15 protein-coding genes are annotated in these 20,726 nt (G+C 68.9%); 3 read left to right on the top strand and 12 right to left on the bottom strand.

Annotated features, from left to right (window positions below; all coding sequences use genetic code 11):
• The gene (locus tag ACWJI7_RS11360; protein WP_479938055.1) at nucleotides 1–1,083 is read left to right on the top strand and encodes an FAD-dependent oxidoreductase; all 1,083 of its coding nucleotides are present in this window, start codon (nucleotides 1–3) and stop codon (nucleotides 1,081–1,083) included.
• Here ACWJI7_RS11360 and ACWJI7_RS11355 read toward each other — a convergent pair.
• The 4 genes from ACWJI7_RS11355 to ACWJI7_RS11340 all read right to left on the bottom strand — a co-directional run bounded on the left by ACWJI7_RS11355 (nucleotide 1,065) and on the right by ACWJI7_RS11340 (nucleotide 5,014).
• The gene (locus ACWJI7_RS11355) at nucleotides 1,065–1,964 is read right to left on the bottom strand and encodes an LCP family protein (RefSeq protein ID WP_479938053.1); all 900 of its coding nucleotides are present in this window, start codon (nucleotides 1,962–1,964) and stop codon (nucleotides 1,065–1,067) included. The genes ACWJI7_RS11360 and ACWJI7_RS11355 overlap by 19 nt on opposite strands.
• A gap of 185 nt (nucleotides 1,965–2,149) precedes the next feature.
• Complete coding sequence (locus tag ACWJI7_RS11350) at nucleotides 2,150–2,785, bottom strand: ParB-like protein (protein ID WP_479938051.1); 636 nt, start codon at nucleotides 2,783–2,785, stop codon at nucleotides 2,150–2,152.
• Nucleotides 2,786–2,852: 67 nt separating this feature from the next.
• Nucleotides 2,853–4,652, bottom strand: coding sequence for an ABC transporter ATP-binding protein (locus ACWJI7_RS11345; RefSeq protein WP_479938134.1), 1,800 nt, complete (start codon nucleotides 4,650–4,652; stop codon nucleotides 2,853–2,855).
• A 44-nt stretch (nucleotides 4,653–4,696) separates the two neighbouring features.
• Complete coding sequence (locus ACWJI7_RS11340) at nucleotides 4,697–5,014, bottom strand: RNA recognition motif domain-containing protein (protein ID WP_479938049.1); 318 nt, start codon at nucleotides 5,012–5,014, stop codon at nucleotides 4,697–4,699.
• A gap of 365 nt (nucleotides 5,015–5,379) precedes the next feature.
• Between ACWJI7_RS11340 and ACWJI7_RS11335 the strand changes: the two genes are divergently transcribed.
• Entirely contained in the window at nucleotides 5,380–5,580 is a 201-nt protein-coding gene (locus tag ACWJI7_RS11335; RefSeq protein ID WP_479938048.1) for a hypothetical protein, read from the top strand.
• Here the strand turns inward: ACWJI7_RS11335 and ACWJI7_RS11330 are convergent.
• The 4 genes from ACWJI7_RS11330 to ACWJI7_RS11315 form a co-directional block, all read right to left on the bottom strand.
• Nucleotides 5,568–5,885 carry a hypothetical protein gene (locus ACWJI7_RS11330; RefSeq protein ID WP_479938046.1) on the bottom strand — a complete coding sequence of 106 codons (318 nt, stop codon included), beginning with the start codon at nucleotides 5,883–5,885 and terminating at the stop codon, nucleotides 5,568–5,570. The genes ACWJI7_RS11335 and ACWJI7_RS11330 overlap by 13 nt on opposite strands.
• Before the next feature lie 32 nt (nucleotides 5,886–5,917).
• A complete protein-coding gene (locus ACWJI7_RS11325) occupies nucleotides 5,918–7,924 on the bottom strand; it encodes a DEAD/DEAH box helicase (RefSeq protein ID WP_479938044.1) in 2,007 nt (668 codons plus the stop codon).
• Between the two features lie 139 nt (nucleotides 7,925–8,063).
• On the bottom strand, nucleotides 8,064–8,420 hold the full coding sequence (locus tag ACWJI7_RS11320; RefSeq protein WP_479938042.1) for a phosphomannose isomerase type II C-terminal cupin domain: 357 nt from the start codon (nucleotides 8,418–8,420) through the stop codon (nucleotides 8,064–8,066).
• A gap of 55 nt (nucleotides 8,421–8,475) precedes the next feature.
• A complete protein-coding gene (locus ACWJI7_RS11315; RefSeq protein ID WP_479938041.1) occupies nucleotides 8,476–8,697 on the bottom strand; it encodes a hypothetical protein in 222 nt (73 codons plus the stop codon).
• Between the two features lie 240 nt (nucleotides 8,698–8,937).
• Here ACWJI7_RS11315 and ACWJI7_RS11310 point away from each other — a divergent pair, with 240 nt between their 5' ends.
• Nucleotides 8,938–11,106 (top strand): glutamine synthetase III family protein, encoded by a 2,169-nt coding sequence (locus ACWJI7_RS11310; RefSeq protein ID WP_479938039.1) that lies wholly within the window; start codon nucleotides 8,938–8,940, stop codon nucleotides 11,104–11,106.
• Here ACWJI7_RS11310 and ACWJI7_RS11305 read toward each other — a convergent pair.
• From ACWJI7_RS11305 to ACWJI7_RS11290, 4 genes are read right to left on the bottom strand one after another with little or no spacing between them, the layout of a single operon-like run.
• The gene (locus ACWJI7_RS11305) at nucleotides 11,096–12,844 is read right to left on the bottom strand and encodes an ATP-dependent DNA helicase (protein WP_479938038.1); all 1,749 of its coding nucleotides are present in this window, start codon (nucleotides 12,842–12,844) and stop codon (nucleotides 11,096–11,098) included. The genes ACWJI7_RS11310 and ACWJI7_RS11305 overlap by 11 nt on opposite strands.
• Entirely contained in the window at nucleotides 12,841–16,662 is a 3,822-nt protein-coding gene (locus ACWJI7_RS11300) for a UvrD-helicase domain-containing protein (RefSeq protein ID WP_479938037.1), read from the bottom strand. Before ACWJI7_RS11300 ends, ACWJI7_RS11305 begins: the two co-directional genes overlap by 4 nt.
• The gene (locus ACWJI7_RS11295; RefSeq protein ID WP_479938035.1) at nucleotides 16,659–19,979 is read right to left on the bottom strand and encodes an exodeoxyribonuclease V subunit gamma; all 3,321 of its coding nucleotides are present in this window, start codon (nucleotides 19,977–19,979) and stop codon (nucleotides 16,659–16,661) included. The genes ACWJI7_RS11300 and ACWJI7_RS11295 overlap by 4 nt, the downstream gene beginning before the upstream one ends.
• The gene (locus tag ACWJI7_RS11290) at nucleotides 19,973–20,665 is read right to left on the bottom strand and encodes a metallophosphoesterase (protein WP_479938034.1); all 693 of its coding nucleotides are present in this window, start codon (nucleotides 20,663–20,665) and stop codon (nucleotides 19,973–19,975) included. Before ACWJI7_RS11290 ends, ACWJI7_RS11295 begins: the two co-directional genes overlap by 7 nt.
• Nucleotides 20,666–20,726 lie beyond the last annotated feature (61 nt).

Here is a 20,726-nt window from a genome sequence, read left to right as displayed (position 1 = left end):
ATGGCGGAGGACGCCTCCGGCTCTGATTTCCCGGTGGTGGTGGTCGGAGCCGGTCTGGCCGGATCGCTGCTGGCTCTGGCGCTGGTCGATCGGGGCCAGGCCCCGACCCTGGTGGGACCGGCCTCAGCCAGCCTCCCGTCGGCCACCGGGCTGAGCTACGGCGGCATGCAGGGTCGCTCCGCCTGTCGCGCCTGGCGGGAACTCGAACGCCGCCATGGCCCCCTTGGATTTCACCCGAGCCAGGTGGTGCTTCACGGTTGGGGCTCCGCCCGGCCCGGCTCCCTGACAACGACCTGGCCTCGGCTCCACCCGGCCGCGCTCGCCTGGCTCACGGCCATCCGGCCGGCGGGACGCGTCGATGGCGGCGGCTTCCTTGAGGCCGTGCCCAGGGCCCTGCAGGCTGGCGGCGTGAGGCGTCTGGAGGTGCAGGTGACGAACCTTCAGCCTCGCCGGGGTGGGGGCTGGACGCTCAGCCTTGGCCCGATGCCCCCTCGCGGGGACGGGGGGGAGCTGGCGGCCGGCCAGGTGGTGCTGGCGGCAGGGGCGTTCTGCCGTACCCTCTGGCCCGGCCTGCCCTCGCGCCTCCGCCACAGCTGGGCGGGCGTACTGCGGCTGGAGCGGCTCCCCGGCGGCCTGCCGTGGCTCGAGCAGGTGCGGCGCGGCCGGATCGTGCTGCCCCGCAACTGGTCTCGCCCCGCCCTCGAAGCCGGAGCAGTCGATCGCGATCACCACGGCTGGATCGTCGACCCCGGGCTGGCCCCCTGGGGAGAGGGAGCCCTGGCCGGCCAGATCACCCTGGTGCCCAGTGATCCGATCGAGGCTCCGCCGCCCGATCCGACACTGATGGAGCACCGACTGCGGCAGGGCCTGGAGCAGCTCGATCCTCGCCTGGGCCGGCTCGAAGGGGCCTACCAGCAGGGACCCGTGGCGTTCTGCACTGACCACAGGCCCCTCGTGGGAGCCGTGGTGGGCGCGGAGGGTCTATGGACTTTCACGGGATTCAGCGCGCCCTATGGCACGGCCCTGCCGATGGCTGGGGCCCTGGCGGCTGACCTGGTGGCGGCTCAGAACAGGAATCGGTAGCGGTCGGACTCACCCGCGGAGGTGGTGCTGGCTTCCACCGTCGCCGAAGGCCAGTCGGCTTCCCAGTAGCTGATGCCGTTCTGGTCGAAGGGGCGGCCATCAAGCCGTTCGGTATCGAGGGTGGTGGCCGCCATGGCCGTGATCAGACCCCCGATCTGCATCGGGCCCAGGTTGGTTTCCAGATCCTGACCGCCGGCGGCCAGCAGGCTGGGCAGCCTGACCAGGTTCTCGGGCCGGGTGAGCTTGCGGAACAGGGCGCTGAGCACCAGCTTCTGGCGATCAATCCGGCCGAGATCGCCCGCTTCGTCGTGACGCCAGCGGAGGAATCCCTCCAGATCGCGACCCTTGAGGGTCTGCAGGCCGGGTTGCAGATCGATGTACAGCCCCTGGCTGTTGTCGACGTAATACATCCGCTTGGGCACGTTGACCTCAACCCCGCCCAGCACATCCCCCATGCGACGGATGGCCCCCAGGTTCACGATCAGATGGTTATGGATGGGCCTCCCCAGCCGCTGGGAGAACTCCTCCTTGACGGCGTCCGCCCCGCCGTAGGCATACAGGGCGTTCGCCTTGACCCCGCCGAACCGCGCGGAGTCGATGTAGGTGTCGCGAGGGACCTGAATGATGCGGGTGGTGCCGTTCTCCACCCGAAGGGCGAACATCACGTCGGTGTTGCCCCCTCCAACATCGGTGCCCAGTACGAGCAGATCCTCCCCATTGCCGCCCCAGGCGGCGAACGGATTGGTGAGTTTGCGGGTTTCGGCGATCAGATCCCCATGGAGCAGACCCGACAGGGGAGCCGACAGGAGCAGACCGCCCCCCAGCCCGGCCAGCATGGCCAGAAGGATGGTGCCGAAGCGGGGACGGGGGGATTTCGCCATGGAAGGCTGTTGAAGCGTGGGCTGGGGGGATGGACGCTGGACGACCGGGGCGAGGTCTTGGAACGGGAACCCGGGTTCTAATCGTGAAACCTTATTTCATTCTGCTGCCGCTGCTTCACCCCAGCCCCACCCCTGGGATCCAGTTGTGGTGCTGGACGGTGGGCACCAGGAACGGGGCGGACCGCTCAGGAGGCCCGCAGCAGCCCGCTGGTATGTCCCTGGCTCCGGACCAGCTCCCTGGCCCTGGGCAGGGCCGGGCCGAGCGTCTCCGAGCTGAAGGGTGGCAACGGCTGGAGCCGCAGCCAGGCCCCCCAGCGAAACTCCAGGAAGGGCACCTGGGGCTGGGAGCGGATCAGGCCCTCCTGCTTCAGCTTCCAGACGAGGCTGCGGTACGGGTCGTCCTCCAGCGAATCCAACCGGCTGGGCAGTCGCTCCGGGGGGTGGGGGCCCTGGCCTTGGGCATCGAGCAGGTACAACCAACCCCGCCGGTTGAGTTCCTCCAGGCAGTGGCCACGGCTGGCGCCCTTCAGCTCGAGCACCACGGAACAGAAGGCCGTGGCGTTCGGGTCCACCTCCAGCAGGGAGCGAAGTCGGTGATGGCGGTCGATCATCCAGTGCTCCCCCGCGCTGCTGACCGCCACGGGGACCGGGCGGGTGCGCAGGTAACGGCGGCGTTCGGCCACGGACTCCCGTCTGAAATCCCCGGAGCGGGCCCGCACTTCCGCCAGCCCCACGCACAACTGGGTCGGCTGCAACTGCAGCACGGGCAGCTCGAGCAGATCTCCTCGGTGGTTCGGAAGCAGCTGGGTAGGACCGGACATCAGGACCATCGCGGGGTGACTGCCGGCTCCTGGTGCCGCAGATCACGCCACCCCCATGCTGGAACATTCAGGGGGTGAGCGCTTCTCCGGCGCGCAGGCCGGCCTGGACCCGCCACAGGCCGGCGTAGGGGCCGGACCGGGCCAGCAGGTCCTCGTGCCGGCCACTCTCCACGATCCGCCCCTGATCCATCACCACGATGCGGTCGGCGTGGCGGACGGTGCTCAGCCGGTGCGCGATCACCAGGGTGGTCCGCGCGGCGGTGATCAGATCCAGCGATCGCTGAATGGCGGCTTCCGTTTCGTTGTCCACCGCTGCCGTGGCTTCGTCAAGCACGAGCACGGGGGGATTCTTCAGGATGGCCCGAGCCAGGGCGATCCGCTGACGCTGGCCGCCGGACAGCCGTTGGCCCCGCTCTCCCACCACCGTGTCGTAGCCCTGGGGGAGAGCATCGATGAATCCGGAGGCTTCAGCCAGTTCGGCCGCCCGGGTGATCGCCACCTGGCTGGCTCCGAAGCTGCCGTAGGCGATGTTCTCGGCCACGCTGCCGTGAAACAGGAAGACTTCCTGGCTGACCAGGGCGATGGCCCGGCGCAGGTCGACGAGTTGCAGATCCGGTAAGGGGATTCCATCGAGCAGGATCTCGCCGGCCGACACCTCGTAGAGGCGCAGGAGCAGTTTCACGATCGTGCTCTTGCCCGAACCCGTGGCCCCCACGATCCCGATCGTGTGGCCGGCGGGGATCGTGAGATTGAAGTCGTGCAGCAACAGCTCACGGCCCTGGTAGCCGAAGCTGACCCCGCGGAAGTCCAGGGCGCCCCGGACGCCAGCCAAGGGCAGGGGGCGTGACCCACTGGGGATCGCCACCGGAGTTTCGAGCAGATCCAGCACCCGGTTGGTGGAGGCCATCGCCCGCTGGTAGTCGTCGAAGGTGCGGCCCAGGGTGGTGAGGGGCCAGAGCAGCCGCTGGGTGATGAACACCAGAAAGCTGTAGGCCCCCACGGCGATCACCCCTTGCCAGGCCTGCAGACCCCCGATCACCAGGATCGCCAGGAAGGCGAACAAAATGGCAAAGCGGATCAGGGGAATGAAGGCGGCCGAGAGGCGGATGGCCCGACGATTGCTGGATCGGTAGGCGTCGCTTTCCCCCCGCAACCGTTCCAGCTCCCAGGCCTCGGCCGCATAGCTCTTGATCGTGAGCATGCCGCCCAGATTGTTGGCCAGGCTGCTGTTGAGATCTCCGGCGCGCTCCCGCACCTCCCGGTAGCGGGGGGCCAGACGTTTCTGGAACATCAGGGACCCCACCAGAATCACCGGGATCGGCAGGATCGCCACACCGGCCACGCTGGGGGAGAGGACCGCCATGGCCGCACCAACCGCCAGCACCGTGGTGACCAGCTGCATCAGCTCATTCGCCCCATGGTCGAGAAATCGCTCGAGCTGATTGATGTCGTCGTTGAGGATGGCCATCAGGCGGCCGCTGCTGCCCGCCTCAAAGAACGCCATCTCCAGGTGCTGGAGATGGTCGTAGGCCTCAAGCCGCAACTCGTGCTGCACGGTCTGGGCCAGGTTGCGCCAGAGCACGCCGTACAGGTACTCAAACAGGGATTCAGAGCTCCAGATCAGGAACGAGAGCACCGCCAGCAGGGTGAGCTGGCCGGGCACGGAGCTGACCCCGAGCACGGTGAGCCATGAATCCTGCTGGCGCACCACCACATCCACCGCCAGGCCGATCAGCACGGGCGGTGCCAGGTCGAACAGCTTGTTCAGGACGGAACAGACCGAGGCCAGCACCACCTGCCGCCGATGGGGGCCCAGGGAGGTGAGCAGCCGGGACAGGGTGGATCGGGACGTTGACGGGTTGGGGATCCGGGGCCGGGGCGACGGACGCGGGGGAGCGTCCCCGAAGCGGCTCACCAACGGTTGCCGCCGGCGTTTCCAGCACCGCCGTAGCCGCCACCGCCGCCACGGTTGCTCCCACCCCCCCGTTCGCGGGGGCTGGCCTTGTTGACCCGGATCATCCGGCCCATCCACTCCACATCCTGGAGATCGTCAATGGCCTTCTGTTCCGAGGCATCGTCGGCGAGCTCAACGAAGGCGAAACCGCGCTTGCGGCCGGTTTCCCGATCAAGGGGGAGGCTGCACTGACGAACTTCACCGTACTGGCCGAAGAGATCGACCAGATCCTCCCGTTCAGCCTGGAAGGACAGATTGCCGACGTAGATGGTCATTCCTGGAAGGGAACCTGGAACTGATTCGCGGATGATCCCGGTTCCCCAAGGGCGGGTTCCCCAAGGACTGTGCTCGCCTGGAGCGGATCCTCAGGATCAGATCCAATGGGAACCCTGTAGCCGGTGAATCCTCTGCATTCTACAGCGCCGCTGAGGCTACAGCGCTGTAGAGGGCCGTGGCACCCCCTGCCCTTCCCCGCAGCGCTCCTGGTGGGCCCGGGCACCGCTGGAGCAGGACACCGCTGCCCGGGGTTGAGGAGATGGAGAACAGTGAAGCGGAGCGGAAATCATTCAGCAGATCAGAGATCTGGAGCCGCCTTGCCCCCAATGTGGTCAAATCAACACCTTGTGATCCCGTTCCGACAATGGCTGCCCCTGTTCCCTGGAGCCTGACCTGGTGCGATGACGGTGAACTCGCGCCGCAGGATCGCTTTGATCTGCTCCAATCCCTGGTGGTCTCGGAAACCGAGGAGGTGCAACCCACCCTGATCGCCGCGATCGAATCCCTCACGGCTCGGCAGATGAGCCTGCTCTGCAGCGAGGATGTCACCCTTCAGAGGCTGTAGCGGGCCAGGGCCCGCTGACGGCAGATCGACTGGGCGGCCCCGAGACCGGTTCCCTGGTTCATCTCGTCAAGGAAGCAGGAGCAGGCATAGGCTCCGATGCCCGGCGGGGGAACTTTGCGGGCGGCCTCGAAGGCGGCATGGACCGCGGCCAGGCAGAACTTCGTGACCCGGCTGTCCTGATCCGAGCCCCGTGGCGACGACTGCAGCGTGCCATTGGCCCTGGCCTCGGCTCCGCCGGCCAGGATGAGCGAGGAGGCGCCGGCCACGCAGAGCAGGCGCCGGATCACGGTGGGGAACGGGTTCATCGAAACGGGTCTTCGCCTGGGTGTCGGGTCGCTCAGGCCGGCAGACGGGTGATCTGGAGCTCTTTGTTCATCACCCGAAGGCGCCGGAGCGCGTCGAACACATCCTCGGGCATGCCGCTGGGGAGATCCACCATGCTGTGCGTGTCGAAGATCTGGATCCTGCCGATGCTGCGGCCGTTGAGACCGGCCTCATTGGCGATCGCGCCGACAATGTTCCCGGGTTTCACCCGGTCCTGCCAACCCAGCTCGATTCGGAACCGTTCCATGCCGGCCTCCGGCGGGGAGGTCGCCATCGCTCCGCGGCCGCCAGCCGGCAACCGGCCGTCCCGCTCCAGGCGACGGCGGCCGCCGCGGCGATCCTCGTCGTCACGCTGGCGATCCTTCGCCGTTGCACTGCTCTGCCACTGTTCGGTGCCCTGGACCAGCAGCGGACGCTCGCCCACCGCCAGGCGCAGGGCCGCCAGAGCCAGCTGTTCGGGGCTGGCCTCGATCTCACGACCCACGCGCTGGAGAATTTCCGAGAGCAGGGCCTGTTCGTGCTCATCGGCGCCGGGGGCCGGGCCAGCGCCGGTCACGGCGGCGGTGAGGCGCTGACGCAGACGATCCAGGCGACTCTGATTGATGTCGGCGTTGCTGGGCACCTCCATCGGGGTGATCGGCAGACCGACGGTCCGCTCAAGGCCCGACAGGAAGCGGCGCTCCCGAGGCGTGAGGAAGAGGATGGCGTCACCCTGGCGTCCGGCTCGGCCCGTGCGGCCGATTCGGTGCACATAGGCTTCGCTGTCAAAGGGAATGTCGTAGTTGATCACCAGGGTGATCCGTTCCACATCCAGACCACGGGCAGCCACATCGGTGGCCACAAGCACGTTCACCTGACCGCTGCGAAGCCGCTCGACGGTGCGCTCCCGCTGGGACTGGGGGACATCACCGTTGAGCACCGCCACGTCATACCCGTGCTGCTCGAGGGCCTCGGACACCGCCAGAGTGATGGCCTTGGTGCGGGCGAAGATGATCACCCCTTCGCTGCATTCGGCCTCCAGAACCCGGGTGAGGGCTTCCAGTTTCTGTCCCCCGTGGACGATCAGGTGGCGCTGGCGGATTGTGCTGGATTCCGCTCCCTTCTGCCGAATGGTGATTTCAGCAGGATCCTGCAGATATTTACGGGAGAGCCTGCGGATTTCCGAAGGCATCGTGGCGGAGAAGAGAACCACCTGGCGCTGCTGGGGCAGTTGCTCCAGCACCCATTCCACGTCGTCAATGAAGCCCATCCTGAGCATTTCATCGGCTTCGTCCAGCACGAGGGTGCGCAGGCCGGAGAGATCGAGCGTGCCCTGGCGCATGTGGTCCATCACCCGTCCGGGGGTACCGACCACGATCTGGACCCCTCGACGGAGCCGTACGATCTGATCGCGGAAATCGGCGCCGCCATAGATCGGCAGCACCCGAACCTGGCTCAGACGCGCGGCGTAGGTGTTGAACGATTCGGCCACCTGCAACGCGAGTTCGCGGGTGGGGGTGAGCACCAGAACCTGGGGCGTGCGCTGGGAGGGATCCAGGCGAGCCAGCAGGGGCAGCGCGAAGGCCGCCGTTTTTCCGGTTCCCGTGCGGGCCTGGCCCACCAGGTCCCGGCCAAGCATCAGTTCAGGGATGGCCGCTGTCTGAATCGGCGACGGATCGCTGTAGCCACAGGAGGCGACGGTCTCGACAAGCTCAGAGGGAAATCCGAAACCGGCGAAGCCATCGGGGGCTGGCTCGGCCGGATCGTTGCCAGGGGCCAGGGAGGCAGCAGTCGCGGTCCGGGCGACGGCCGAGACCGGTGCCTCCAGGTGGGAGGGGCCGGAGGCTGGGGACGGGGAACGCTCCAGGGGAGCGGAGTCGAGCCGGCCGAGATCGACACCGGCAGGGCTGGAAGCGCTCGGCTCGACGGAGGGGGTGGTGGTGATGGGGTTGCTCGTAAGGGGATGGGGGAAGGGCAGATCGGCGGACGCGCTGATCTCGACGGAGCACGCGAAGCTCTCGCACGCTGAAGGCTGGGACACGATGGTGATTGGGGAACTGGGCCTGGGAATTCCTTCAACGCAGGCCGGCAGCAACCCGAATCTCGCGGCCATTCGGCCCGAAGCAAGACTGCCTTGCCCTTAATCAAAGGGGGAAACAAAACCATACCACCCAGTCCACTCAGGGGCCCTCAGCCCTGCCGTAGTCATCGGCATGGCGTTGGATGTCGCCCTCCAGCAGGCAGGGGCCCCTCTGGATCTCAATGAACAGCAGGCCGGCATCGGCTGCCGACGCCCGGTGCCTGGCTCCCCGGGGGATGAACAATGTGGCGCCCACATCGGCATCGACCTGCTCGCCGTCGCACTCGAGCAACCCGGAGCCACGGACCACGACCCAGTGTTCGCAGCGATGCCGGTGGCTCTGGAGGCTGATTCTCGATCGAGGATCCAGGTAAATCCGTTTGACCCGATATCCCTCTCCCTCTGCCACACATTCGTACCAACCCCAGGGACGCCGAATCCGCCGGCTCGGCTCCATCCTGTCCCCGGATCGGTTGCCGACCGCCATTGGCTCACCGCACCGTTCCACCGGTTCAGACAAACGCCGCCGGGAGCCAGGCCTCGGCACGGGCCTGGCTGATCTCGGCGATCTTGTCGTGGGCGTGGAGCCGGCGCTGGATCTGATTGCTGCAGCCCTGCCAGGTGGGTGGAGTGACGCTGGTGTCGAAGCAGGCTTCACTGCGGTCATCCATCATCCTGCCGAGCGTGGCCTCCCCCCCCTTCGGATCCGGCAGGAGCAGGTAATAGCGGATCATCGACGCCTGGCATGGGCCCGTTCAGTCTGTCCCATCACGGCTACCGAGCCAGGGGGCGCGGGCCGGCATCCCGGGCTCCAGGCCTGTGGAGCCTGGAGGGGGATGTCCCCCGGAGGCCGGGGACAACGTGGGATCGGTCGAGCCCGTGCGGCCGGAGCATGGGTTCGCAGGTTGTAACAACGGCTTCATCTCGTCGGGCCAGCCGCCGCGTTGGATAGGCCGAGACATTCCCGGCACCACATGCCCAGCTCACAGCGCCTCGCCGCCTTCCAGACCATTCAGGATCGGCCGGCTCCCGCCACGCTGCCCATTGCGCCCCTCGCTGAACTCTGGGCCAGCGATGTGTTCGACCTGGCCAAGATGAAGTCGTCCTTGCCCAAAGAGATCTTCAAATCGGTTCAGAAAACCATTAAGGAAGGAGGGAAACTCGACGTTTCCGTGGCCAATGTGGTGGCCCAGGCGATGAAGGACTGGGCAGTCAGCCGTGGGGCTCTGTATTACGCCCATGTCTTCTACCCACTCACCAATTCCACAGCCGAAAAACACGACGGCTTCATTTCCACCCAGGGCGACGGTTCGGCGATCTGCGAGTTCACCGGCAAGGTGCTGGTGCAGGGCGAGCCCGATGGATCATCCTTCCCCAACGGTGGCATCCGATCCACCTTTGAGGCCCGCGGCTACACCGCCTGGGACATCACCAGTCCCGCCTTCCTGATGTCCACCCCCAACGGCATCACCCTCTGCATTCCCACGGTTTTCGTCTCCTGGACCGGGGAGGCACTCGACAAGAAAACCCCGCTGCTGCGCTCCAACGCCGCCATGAATAAGCAGGCTCAGCGTCTGCTCAAACTGCTGGGCAACAGCGAAGTCGCACCAGTCAATTCCAGCTGCGGTGCCGAGCAGGAGTACTTCCTGGTGGACAGCGCCTTCGTCACTCTGCGTCCCGATCTGCTGCTTTCAGGCCGCACCCTGTTCGGCCATCCCTCCGCCAAGGGCCAGCAGTTCGATGATCACTACTTCGGCGCCATTCCCCAGCGGGTCCAGGTGTTCATGCAGGACGTGGAAACCCAGATGTACAAACTGGGTATTCCGGCCAAGACCCGCCACAACGAAGTGGCCCCCGGCCAGTTCGAGATCGCTCCCTTTTTCGAGGCGGCCAATGTCGCCACCGACCACCAGCAGCTCACGATGACCCTGCTGAAGAACACGGCCCGCCGCCACGGCATGAACTGCCTGCTGCATGAAAAGCCCTTCGAGGGCATCAACGGCTCCGGTAAGCACGTCAACTGGTCGGTGGGCAACGCCACCCAGGGCAATCTGCTCGATCCCGGCAGCAGCCCGGAGGAGAACATGCAGTTCCTGCTGTTCTGCGGAGCGGTGATTCGTGGCGTCCATCTCTACGGCCCTCTGCTGCGGGCTGTCGTGGCCACCGCTGGCAATGATCACCGTCTTGGTGCTAACGAAGCCCCTCCGGCGATCATCTCGGTGTACCTCGGCAGCCAGCTCGAAGAGGTCTACACCATGATCAAGAACGGGGAGCTCAAGGGCACCGACCATGGCGGCATGATGCAGCTCGGTGTTGACACTCTCCCCGAATTTCCCAAGGATCCGGGTGATCGCAACCGCACCTCCCCCTTCGCCTTCACCGGAAACCGCTTTGAATTCCGTGCCGTGGGCTCCAACCAATCGGTGGCCGGCCCCCTGGTGGCGATGAACACGATCCTGGCGGATTCTCTCCAGTACGTCTCCGACCAGCTGGAGCAGAAGATGGCCGAGGGGATGTCACTTGAGGCCGCCGCCGCCCAGGTGCTCAAGGTGATCATGGAAGCGCATGGCAACGTGGTGTTCGGCGGTGATGGCTACTCCAGCCAGTGGCACGAGATGGCCGTGTCCGAGCGGGGTCTGGAGAACCTCCCCACCACGGCCGATGCGCTGCTGGTGCTGGAGCGGGAGAACGTGAAGGATCTGTTCGCACGCACCGGGGTGCTCACTCCGGTGGAGTTGCACAGCCGCTTTGAGGTCTATGCCGAGCAGTACGTCCTGGCGGTGGAAGTGGAGGCCAAGCTGGCCCTCCAGATCGCCCGCACCCAGGTCTATCCGGCCGTGATGACCTACCTGGGCAACCTGGCCAATTCCCTCCGTTACCAGGAGGATCTGGGCCTGCCCCCGGATCGGGGCATGGCCGGTCGCATCGCCACACTCAACCAGGAGCTGCTGGCCAACTGCACCGCCCTGGAGGCTGCCCTGGCCAGTCCGCCCCATGGCGAAACCGCCCACATGCGCCACTGCGCCGACTCCCTGCTGCCACTGATGCACAAGATCCGCCTGGCGGTGGACGGGTTGGAAGAGCTGGTGGACGAAACCTGCTGGCCACTGCCCACCTACCAGGAGATGCTGTTCATCCGTTGAGCGGGGCCGTCCGGATCGGCGGGTCCGGGTTCGAGAGCCCGTCCCACCGATCCGGTGTGATCAGCACGGCATTCCGGCGGGCCCGCGTGAGGGCCGTGTACAGCAGACGGGTGTCAAGGGGGTCCCGTTCGCGGCTCTCTCCGGCCCCCCCTCGACGGCGCTGGGGCATCAGCACCAGCACCTCCTCGTACTGGCTGCCCTGGGCCTTATGGATGGTGAGGGCCCAGGCGGGCTCCACCCCCGCCAGGCGGCTGGGGTGGAGCCACCGGAGCGGGCCCCCGTCAGCATCCGGTGCACCGGCGAACAGCAGCCGGCGTCCGGCTGGCCCCTCCACCACCACACCCACATCCCCGTTGGCCAGACCGTGCTCGCTCCGATTGCGCTGACACAGCACCGGTGTGCCCGCGGGCCAGCCCGCGGGCCCGCGGGCTAGGCCATCCCCGAGCAACTGGCGGTGCAGAGTCTCCACCCCCCAGGGACCCAGACGGGTCGGGGCGAGGACCGCCAGGCTGTCCAGCTGACGCAGCAGCGCCAGACCGGAGGCCGGATCCAGGGGCGTCCAGCGGAGGGCCAGTTCGCTCAGGCAGCGTTGCTGCTCCCTCAGGCGCCCCAACACCGCGGCGGGGATCTGGGAGCCTCGGCAACGGTGCCAGCGCAGGTTGTCCGGTTCCTCCAGTCCAGCCAGCACCTCCCGCAGACCGGCGGGATCATCGGCACGCAGGCACGCGGCCGCCCGGGCAATGGCGCCGTCGTTGCGGTAGGTGGTGCTCAGCTGGATGGCGGCTGCACCGAGCCGATCCAGGCGGTCCGGGACCTGCAGGGCGCTCAGCACCGACCCGGGCCCCACGGGGGGCAACTGACCCGGGTCCCCCACCAGCAGGAGCTGGGCGTCGCCGGGCAGCGCGTCCAGCAGGGCTGCCGTCAACGGCAGATCCAGCATCGAGACCTCATCGACCACCAGCAGGTCGAGCGCCAGTGGGTGGTCCCGATCCCGGGCGAACCCGTCGCCTCGGCTCTCCAGCAGCCGGTGCAGGGTCGTGCAGGGGACCTGGGCCAGCGGGCCGGCGAGGTGGCCGGGCAGGGTGGCCCCACGCTCCGCGATGGCCTGGCGGAGGCGGCTGGCCGCCTTGCCCGTGGGGGCGGCCAGATGGAGGCGCAGGGCGGGACAGAGCTCCAGCCGGGCCGCCAGCATCTGCACCACGGTGCTGGTCTTGCCGGTGCCGGGTCCGCCGCCCAGCAGCACCAGCCGGTGGCGCAGCAGGGCGGCCACGGCTTCGCTCTGGGCTCGATCAAGTCCTCCGCGGCGGGTGGCCGTCGCCACCGCCGCCGCCAGGGGGGCGGCGGCGATCGGCGCCGTCAGCGGGGCCTGGCCCCGCTGCAGCAGGTCGTCGAGAACTCCATCCCGTTGATCGAGCCAGCGGCGCCAGCCCACGGTGGCCCGGCTCAGCCGCAGGGGTCCCGGCTGTCCACCCGGGCCCTCCTCCCGGGCCAGACCCGAGCTCTCCACCGCCTGGAGATGCCTCCGGGGCCAGCCATCGCAGCGGAGCGTCGGCGGGGGAGCCCCCCCCCAGGACAGCTCGAGTATGCCCCGCTCCAGGGCGTCGGTAAGGGCCCGCAGCACATCATCCAGGTGGGGATCAGGGGCCAGGCCATACAGCCGCGGCAGGGCCTCAACCAGGGCCTCGGCCAGGGCACTGGCCGGGACATCAGCCGTTGCAACGGGAGGAGTCTCGCTCATGGCTGGCCCTCCCGGAGCAGCGTGTCGAGGGCATGGAGCCGCCCCGGTTGGACCGCTTCGACGAGCATCCCCGGCACCGCCATCGCGGGCACGCTTGCACACATCGCCTCTGGTAGGGGGCCTGGCACGCCGCGAAGGAACACTTCGACGAATCCACCCAGATCCCGGTCCGGCCGATAGCCCGGCAGCCTCCAGCCCAGGTAGCGATGGAGAGCCACCAGATAGAGGTAGGACTGAAGGGGGTAATGGTGGCTGACCATCAGTCGGGTCATGGCCTCCTCGTCGTAGTGGAGCGGTCCGCAGGCCAGGGGTTGGCTCTCGTCACCGCGCAACCCCAGCCAGTTGCTCTTCCAGTCCGCGACCCACCAGCGCGGATGGCCGCCGGGGTCCGGAGCCGTGAAGACCAGGTCGATTGACCCGGTCAGAAAACCGCGGCTGGCGACCGGCAGGCCCGACAGCCGCTCGGCATAGTCGCCTCCGAAGCGGCCACCTGGATGCTCACGGAAGGCGCGGGCCAGGCCGGTGGCCCGCACCAGGTTCGGGCGGTCCTGGCCCGCCAGGGGAAGATCGAAGGACATCTCACGCAGGCTGTGCTGGGGGGCGAGTTGGCTGAACTGGAATCCACCCAGCTCCCCCCCCAGCGGGGTGGAGCGCAGCTGCTCGAGGAAGGTGAGAACGGGCTGGATCTGGTCGGCCGGCAAGCCGGCACGCTGCAGTTCCAGGCCCACCAGCACCCGGTGGGCCGGGCAGTCACCGGGCTGGCGGTGATCCACCCGCTCCAGGATGCGATGCAGGCAGTCCCCCGCAGCAGCGCCGCGCGGGAAGCGGGCCAGCGGTCCCTGCTCCGCCCAGGCTCCAGGGGCGTCGGGGCCGGGTTGGGACAGCGCCGTCTCGGGTTCCGCCAGCGCGTCCGTTTCGCGACCCTCCTCCAGGGCGATGGGATCGAGCCCGCCCGGTCCCGTTGCGTGGGTCCAGCTGGAGTAGCTGCTGCGCCCCCAGCCGGTGGCCAGCGGCCAGGCGGGGACCGGTCCCCGCCCCAGGCTTCCTGACGGGGGGGAAGGCTGCCAGCCGGTGACCACCGGGGCCAGCCGGTCTGCGGTGATCACGCCCATCGGCAGGGAGCGGCGCTCGATCTCCAGGTCGAGCCGTCGCAGCCAGTCGGCATCGCTGCACGGGCCATAGACCTCCTCGCCCCCAGCGCCCACTCCGGGCAGGGGCAGATCCGGGAACAGCCAGGGAACGAGGGGATTGCGGGCCTGTCCGGCGGCGGGGCCGAAGCCCAGCACCAGCAGATGCTGGGCACGGGTAAGGGCCACGTAGGCCAGCCGCTCCGCTTCGGCGTCGAGGGCGTCACATTCCTGCCGGGCCGCATCCAGGCCCTCTCCCCAGCCGAGGTCGCGATGCAGATCGAGGACCGGCTCCGTCGCCCCCGGAGGTGTCCAGCGCCGCCAGGGCCGGGTCGGGCTGCCGCCGAACGGGTCGCGGCCGGAGGCCTGCCACAGATAGGGACAGATCACCACCGGAAACTCCAGACCTTTGCTCGAGTGCACTGTCACCACCCCCACCGCCGAGTCCGCGACACCGCTGTGGGACTGATGCTCGTCCGGAATGGTGGCGGGCGGATCCAGCCGTCGGCGCCGCAACCATGCGGCGGAGGCCGCCGGGGAAAGCTGCTCCTGGTGCAGGTGTTCCTGCACCAGCTCGGCGCACTGCTGCAGATCAGCCAACAGCCGCCCACTGAGGGAGAGGTAAGCCAGCTCTTCACTGCCGAGCAGTTCGGCCAGGGCGGCGAGCACCCCGTCGGCCCGCAGACGGCTGGCGAGGCGGGACGCCCGCTCCGCCAGAGCCTCCCAACCGGCGTCACCCGGCTCAGCCAGCTGCCTGGGACTCCAGCCCAGCAGGGGCGATGAGGCCAGCAACCGCAGGCGACGATCGCTGCCCGGCTCCGCCAGGGCATCGAGCAGGCGCTGCAGGAGGGTCGCCCCCTCACTGGCGAACACATCGGCCCGGCTGATCAGCCTGCTGGCGATGCCATGGCGTTCCAGCTCGCCGCGCAGGCTCTCCGCCTGGTCATGGCGGCTAACCAGGAGACACAGATCCGCGGGCTCCAGCGGTCGGTCGCGACCGTGCCGCCTCAGCTGTAGGCCCTGGCCCAGCAGCTGCAGCACCAGGGAGCCGACCGTCGCCGGCACGGTCCGCTCGAGCTGGGTTCGGCTGGGGGGTGCCTCCCCGGCGGGACGATTCCCCCCCAGCCAGAGCAGCTGGAGCGGCGGCACCGGCCCCGGCCCGAGCAGGTCGCCCCGGTCCTGTCCCGCCCAGGCCTGCAGCGGCGGGACGGCCAGGCTCGAGCGGGACAGGCCCCTCCGCATCAGTCGGTTGAGTCCATCGAGCAGGGGGGCGGCGGAACGGAAATTGCGGTCCAGCCACTGGCGGCTGTCGGCGCTCTCCCTGGCGCCCAGGTAGGTGCCCAGGTCACCACCCCGGAAACGGTAGATCGCCTGCTTGGGATCCCCCACCATCACAAGCAGATGCTCTCCGCCGCCGAAACAGCGGCGCAGGATGCGCCACTGGATCGGATCGGTGTCCTGGAACTCATCGATCAGGGCCACGTCGTAGCGCCGGCCCACCGCGCTGAGCATCGTGGTGCGCTCCTGCCCGGAAGGACCGGGATCGAGGGCCCGCAGCAGATCACCGAAGCCCATCCGTCCCATCCGCCGGCGCCGCCGTTCCAGTTCCGCCAGCCCCCAGTGGGAGAAATGGGCCAGGGTCAGCTCCCAGGGACCATCCACCAGGGCCGCCACGGCCTCCATCAAGGGCCGCTCGGGCAGGGAAGAGCCCTCCTCCCCCGCCCTCCTCGCCGCTCGGCTGAATGGCCCGGGGTGGAAGTAGTCGGGTAGCCAGCTGCTCTTCTCCTTCAGCACGGCGCCATAGGAGCCTGGGCTCGGCTGCCCCTGCAGCCAGTGCTGCAGGGCGACCGCCCGGTCCGTGCGGGGCCTGGCCGGATAGGTGGAGGCGGCGGGCGCTCCCAGGGCCTTCCAGTGGCTCGGCGCGTCCTTGAGGGCCTGGGCCAGGGCGGCGCCCCGTTCCTCCCAGTGCTCGCGGAATCGCTGCCAGCACCCTTCCCAGAAGCGCTCCAGCTGGGGTGGCAGGGCGCGATCGGCGCTGACGCCCTCGATCAGAGGGGGGGGACGCAACGACGGATCCCCCGGCAGCACTCCGAGCAGATCCTGCAGCAGTTGCGGCGTGAGGCGCTGGCTCCGCAGCCCTTCGAACAGGTGAAGCGGCAAGGGCAGCAGGTGCTCCTGCCAATAGTCGTGAACGATCTGGCTGAGCAGGGTTCCGTCCTCCCGTTCCGGCTTCAGTTCGGGGGCCAGACCCGCTTCCAGGGCCTGCCGCATCAGCGTGCGGCGGCTGAATCCGTGGATGGTGGTGATGTCGGACGCATCAAGCTCCTCGAGGGCCAGCAGCAGGCGGGCCTGCAGCAGCGGCCTCGCTCCGGTGTCCCAGCGCTCCAGCCACTCCCCCAGATCGGCATCCACCGATGGATCTCCAGGGGCGTTGAGGGCCGCCAGCGCCTGCTGAAGCCGCTGGGCGATGCGGTCCTTCAGTTCGGCTGCCGCCGCCTCGGTGAAGGTGACCACCAGCAGCCGCCGCAGGGAGATCTCCCGCTCCGAGACCAGGCGCAGAACCAGGTGCGCCAGGGCGAAGGTCTTACCGGTCCCGGCACTGGCCTCCAGCAGATGGATGCCGGCCCCCAGCGGCAGGTCGTTGGCCGCGAAGGGCCGGTCGCCGGTGGCCTCGGTCGGTGACCGGCTCATCCCTTCGCTCCGTGCTCCAGCAGCGGACGAGCCAGGGATATCGCCAGCTCCTGGAAGGGGCCGAAGCGCCCCGCCAGGAGATCCTCGAAGCCGGTATCGGCCCCGAAACAGAGGGCCAGATCGGGCTCGGTCCTCTCCCCTGGCCGGGATGGCTGGCCCTGCCAGCGCTCTGAAGCCCGGTTGACGCCGCTGCCGGGCGTCCTGTGTTCGGCCCTGGCATAGGCCCAGCCGGTCGAGGGCGGGACCGGCCAGCAGGAACGGCGGTGGGCCTCTCTCCAGGCCAGCAGCTGCTCCAGGTGCTCGATGGCCTCGTCCACCGGTGGCGGCTGGAGCCGCTCCTGGATCTGGAAGGTCTCCTTCTGGCGGGCAATCAGCACAGCCTCTGTAGGCTCCGCTCCGCTGCTCCGGGCCAGCAGCAGATCCAGCCAGAGCTCGAGGCGGTGGCAGGACCGGGCCTTGGCGGTCTGGATCAGCACCAGCCGATCGGCCCGCCAGTGGAGATCGGCCTCCAGAGCCGTGCTCCGACCCGCCGGTCGCCAGCCGTGTCGCTCGCGCCGGGCTGGACCCAGCTCGGTGAGCGCCCGCTGGAGGGAGCTCCAGCGGCTCTGCAGCTCCCGGGTCTCGAGCTCTCCCGCCGCCTGGGCGGGCAGCAGTCCCTGGCCGCGGGTGATCGCCGGCCAGTCGGGTGCCCTGGCGTCTGGATCGTCGTCACCCCCGTGGCGCAGCTCCCGGCGCAGCAGGGCGGCACGGCGGCGTTCATCGAGCACGAGCGCCTCGAGATCCTCGATGGCCTCGTTCCATTCCTTCGGCCGCAGCTCCAGGGAGCGCAGCCACTCCCCCTGGGGGGCGACCAACCAGCCGCGCAGATCGACGTAAGGATCCGGGGGCGGTGGGGCCGGGTCCGTTGGAGCGGGCCGGGGCTGGCAGGCCAGAGGTCTGGGGGCTCCGGCGCCCGCGGCCCCCTGGCTGGCGCTGACTTCGAGACGGCGGCGGGCGTCCAGCAGACGCCGGTCACAGCTGGCAGGTGGTCGGTCGCCCTCGGGCAGGAAGTTCTGCCGATCCAATGGATTCACCGCGTGGTCGCGACGCAGGCCGGCGAACCCCGCCTCTCCGAGCTCCCCACGGAGCAGATCCAGCCACTGGCGCACCGGAGTGGCCTCCGGCAGCGGATCGCCGCGGCGCCCATCCCGGCTGGTCCAGCAGATCAGCAGGTGCTCGCGGGCCGAAAGAATCGCCTCGAGCAGGGCGTAGCGGTCCTGGTCGGCGGGATCGGGATCCCCCAGCTGACGATTGCTCTCCATCGGGTGGAAGCCGGGGCGGTGGCGATGGCGGGGGAACCGGCCGGCATCGAGCCCCATCAGCACGATCACCCGGTGGGGGATGGCCCGCATCGGCTCCAGGGCACTGATGGTGAGGGCGCCGCTGCGGTGTCCGAAACGGCCGCTCTCCGCCGAAAGCCGTTCCTCCAGAACGGCCGCCACCACGGGAGCGCCCAGGGGAAGCGGACAGGCCGCCGCGCTCGTCTGCCACTCGTGAATCGCCGCGCGGATCGCCTGCACCTCCCAGGCCAGGTCACCCCCCTCGCCCACCAACTGGTCCAGCAGGCCGGGCAGCCTCCGACTCCAGTGGGCAGCCGGATGGGCCTGCCCCAGCTCCTCCAGGGTCCGGCGCAGGGTCGTGAGCACCCGGATCCAGCGTCCCTGCCGCTCGATCGTGCCCGGGAGGGGATAGGGGGCACGGCCGGAGATGGCCAGACCCGGCCGATCGGGCAGCACCAGGCCGAGCAGCAGGCGATCGAGGGCCCAGTCCAGGCCATGGCAGTCGCGTCCCCCCCGCTCCTGGGCCCCCAGCCCCCAGCGGAAACCGCAGGACTGGAGGGCGGCGGTGAGGGCAGCTGGTTCGTCGGGCTCGAGCTGGAAGTGGGCCTGCAGGGGAGGGCAGGCCAGCAGGCGGTCGAGGGCGGAGGCCGTGAGCCGCTCTCCCCCGAGCCTCAGCAGTTGCAGCATCAGGCTGACGATTCCTGAGCCACCGTGCTGGCTGCGGTCGGTCAGACGCCAGGGCAGCTCCACCCCGGTGGCGGCCCGGTCACCGAAGACGGAGGCCAGCAGGGGGGCATAGCGCTCCACCTCCGGAGTCATCACCAGGATGTGACGGGGTTCCAGGCTCGGATCGGCGGCCAGCAGCTGCAGCAGCCGGTCGCGCACGATCTCCACCTGGCGCAGCCGACCTGGCGCGGCATGGAACTCCAGCGAGGAATCCCTGGGCCGTCGGATCCATGGTGACGGGGTGGAGGGGTCCGCCAGACGCTGCTGCACCTGCTCCAGCAGCGACGGGGGTCGACCTGCCAGGCTCGCGGCGGTCGCCGGCAACAGGAACAGGTCTCGCTCCGCGCTGCCCCCGAGCTGGCACACCCCGGTTCCTTCCAGCAGTTGCTGGAACTCCCCGCCGAGCCGACCGAAGCGGGCTTCGAGGGGAGGGGTCTCCAGGAGCCAGTCCAGCCCGAAGGGCTGCTCCAGGGCGATGGCATCACTGAGCTGCCTTCGGCGATCTCCGCAGCGTTGCCAGAGCTCGGCGCAGGGGGTCAGCAGATAGAGATCCACCGGAACCGCCGCTGACAGAGCCTGCAACAGTTGCACCTGGATCGGCGGAGCACTGCTGAGGCCGAACAGGCGCAGACCGGAGACCCCTTCCGGAGCCACCGCCTCCCCCTGCTGCAGTTGCTTGATCGCCTCCAGCATCCGCAGGCCGAAGGGTCGGACGCCGAGCCGCTGCCGCAGCCGGTTGAACAACAGGGGCTGCCAGAGCAGGGTCTCCGGGAGCGGTTGCCCCCGACCATCCTCGCGATGCCCGTCCCACCACCGTGCCGCCATGGCGGTGCGGTACAGGCTCAGATCGTCCAGGCAATCGGCGATGGCCCGCGCCAGTTGCCAGAGCGGCAGATCCAGGCTCCAACCGTGGCCACGCCCCACCAGCCAGCGTTCCAGAGGCTCCCCCTCGGGCTCCCGCACCAGATCGGGAAGCAGCTCCAGAACGGGCCAGACCAGGTCGGAGGCCCGCCAGGGATCCTCGCCGGCCGGCGCGTCTCCGACCAAGGGGTCCACGATTCGGCGCAGCTGCGCGCCTGGAAAGGGGAAGCGCAGATTGGCGACGATTCCCCCCAGCCCCAGGGCCAGCTGTTCACTCAACCAGCGGCTGGTGGGCCAGGTGTTGACCATCACCGCCACGGTCTCGAAGGGATCGGGAGGGTGGAGGCGCAACTGCTCGGCCAGCACCTGGGCCAGCAGTTCGGCCCGGTTGCTGCGAAAGACCGTCAGCAAGGCGACACGCTCGAGTCGGCGCCGACGAGTGTGTGGAGCCTCTTGGGGCGATCGGACAGGCGGCACAGCTCGATCGGGACCCCCGGCACGCTGCGCTGGGCACCGGTTTCGGGGCAGTAGGCGGTGAGACGGCCGCCGTAGCAGGCACCGGTGTCGACCATGACGATCCCGTTCGGATGCCGGCGCAGCTGGGGCACCGGCGTATGGCCGATCACCACCTCTCCGAACCGACCGTCATAGCCCTCCCAGAAGGGACGGCGGATCGAGAGGTCCGCCAACCATCGGGTCGGATCGAAGCCCGCGTGGGTCGCCACCCAGCCCTCACCCCAGTAGGTGACCGGAAGGCTGGCCAGGCGCCCCATCCAGAGACGGGACCGCCGGTCGCCCAGCTGGCGGTAAGTGTCGCATCGGTTGGGCGAGACCGCATCGAGCCGCTGGACCCCGGCCAGGCCTTCCAGCAGGCGCTGCTCGTGGTTGCCCCGCAACCAGACGGCCCGGGAGGAGCTCACCAGGCTCCAGGCCAGGTCCATGGCGGACTCGATCTGGGGACCCCGGTTGATCACATCCCCACAGAAGATGATCCGATCGGCCGCAGGCAGATCGTTGACCAATCGGAGCAGGGAGCTGGCACAGCCGTGGACATCCCCGATCACCCAGTGCCGGGGGGGCTGTGATGGGGAGGCCATGGGAGGCACGCACTGCGGCAAGTCTGACCTTTGCAGGGCCAGATTGTCAGCCCCACCCCGG

This window comes from Cryptocyanus atlanticus LEGE 06306 (assembly GCF_056633155.1).
Note: the sequence above shows the minus strand (reverse complement) of the source record. Positions and strands in the feature narration are given on the sequence as shown.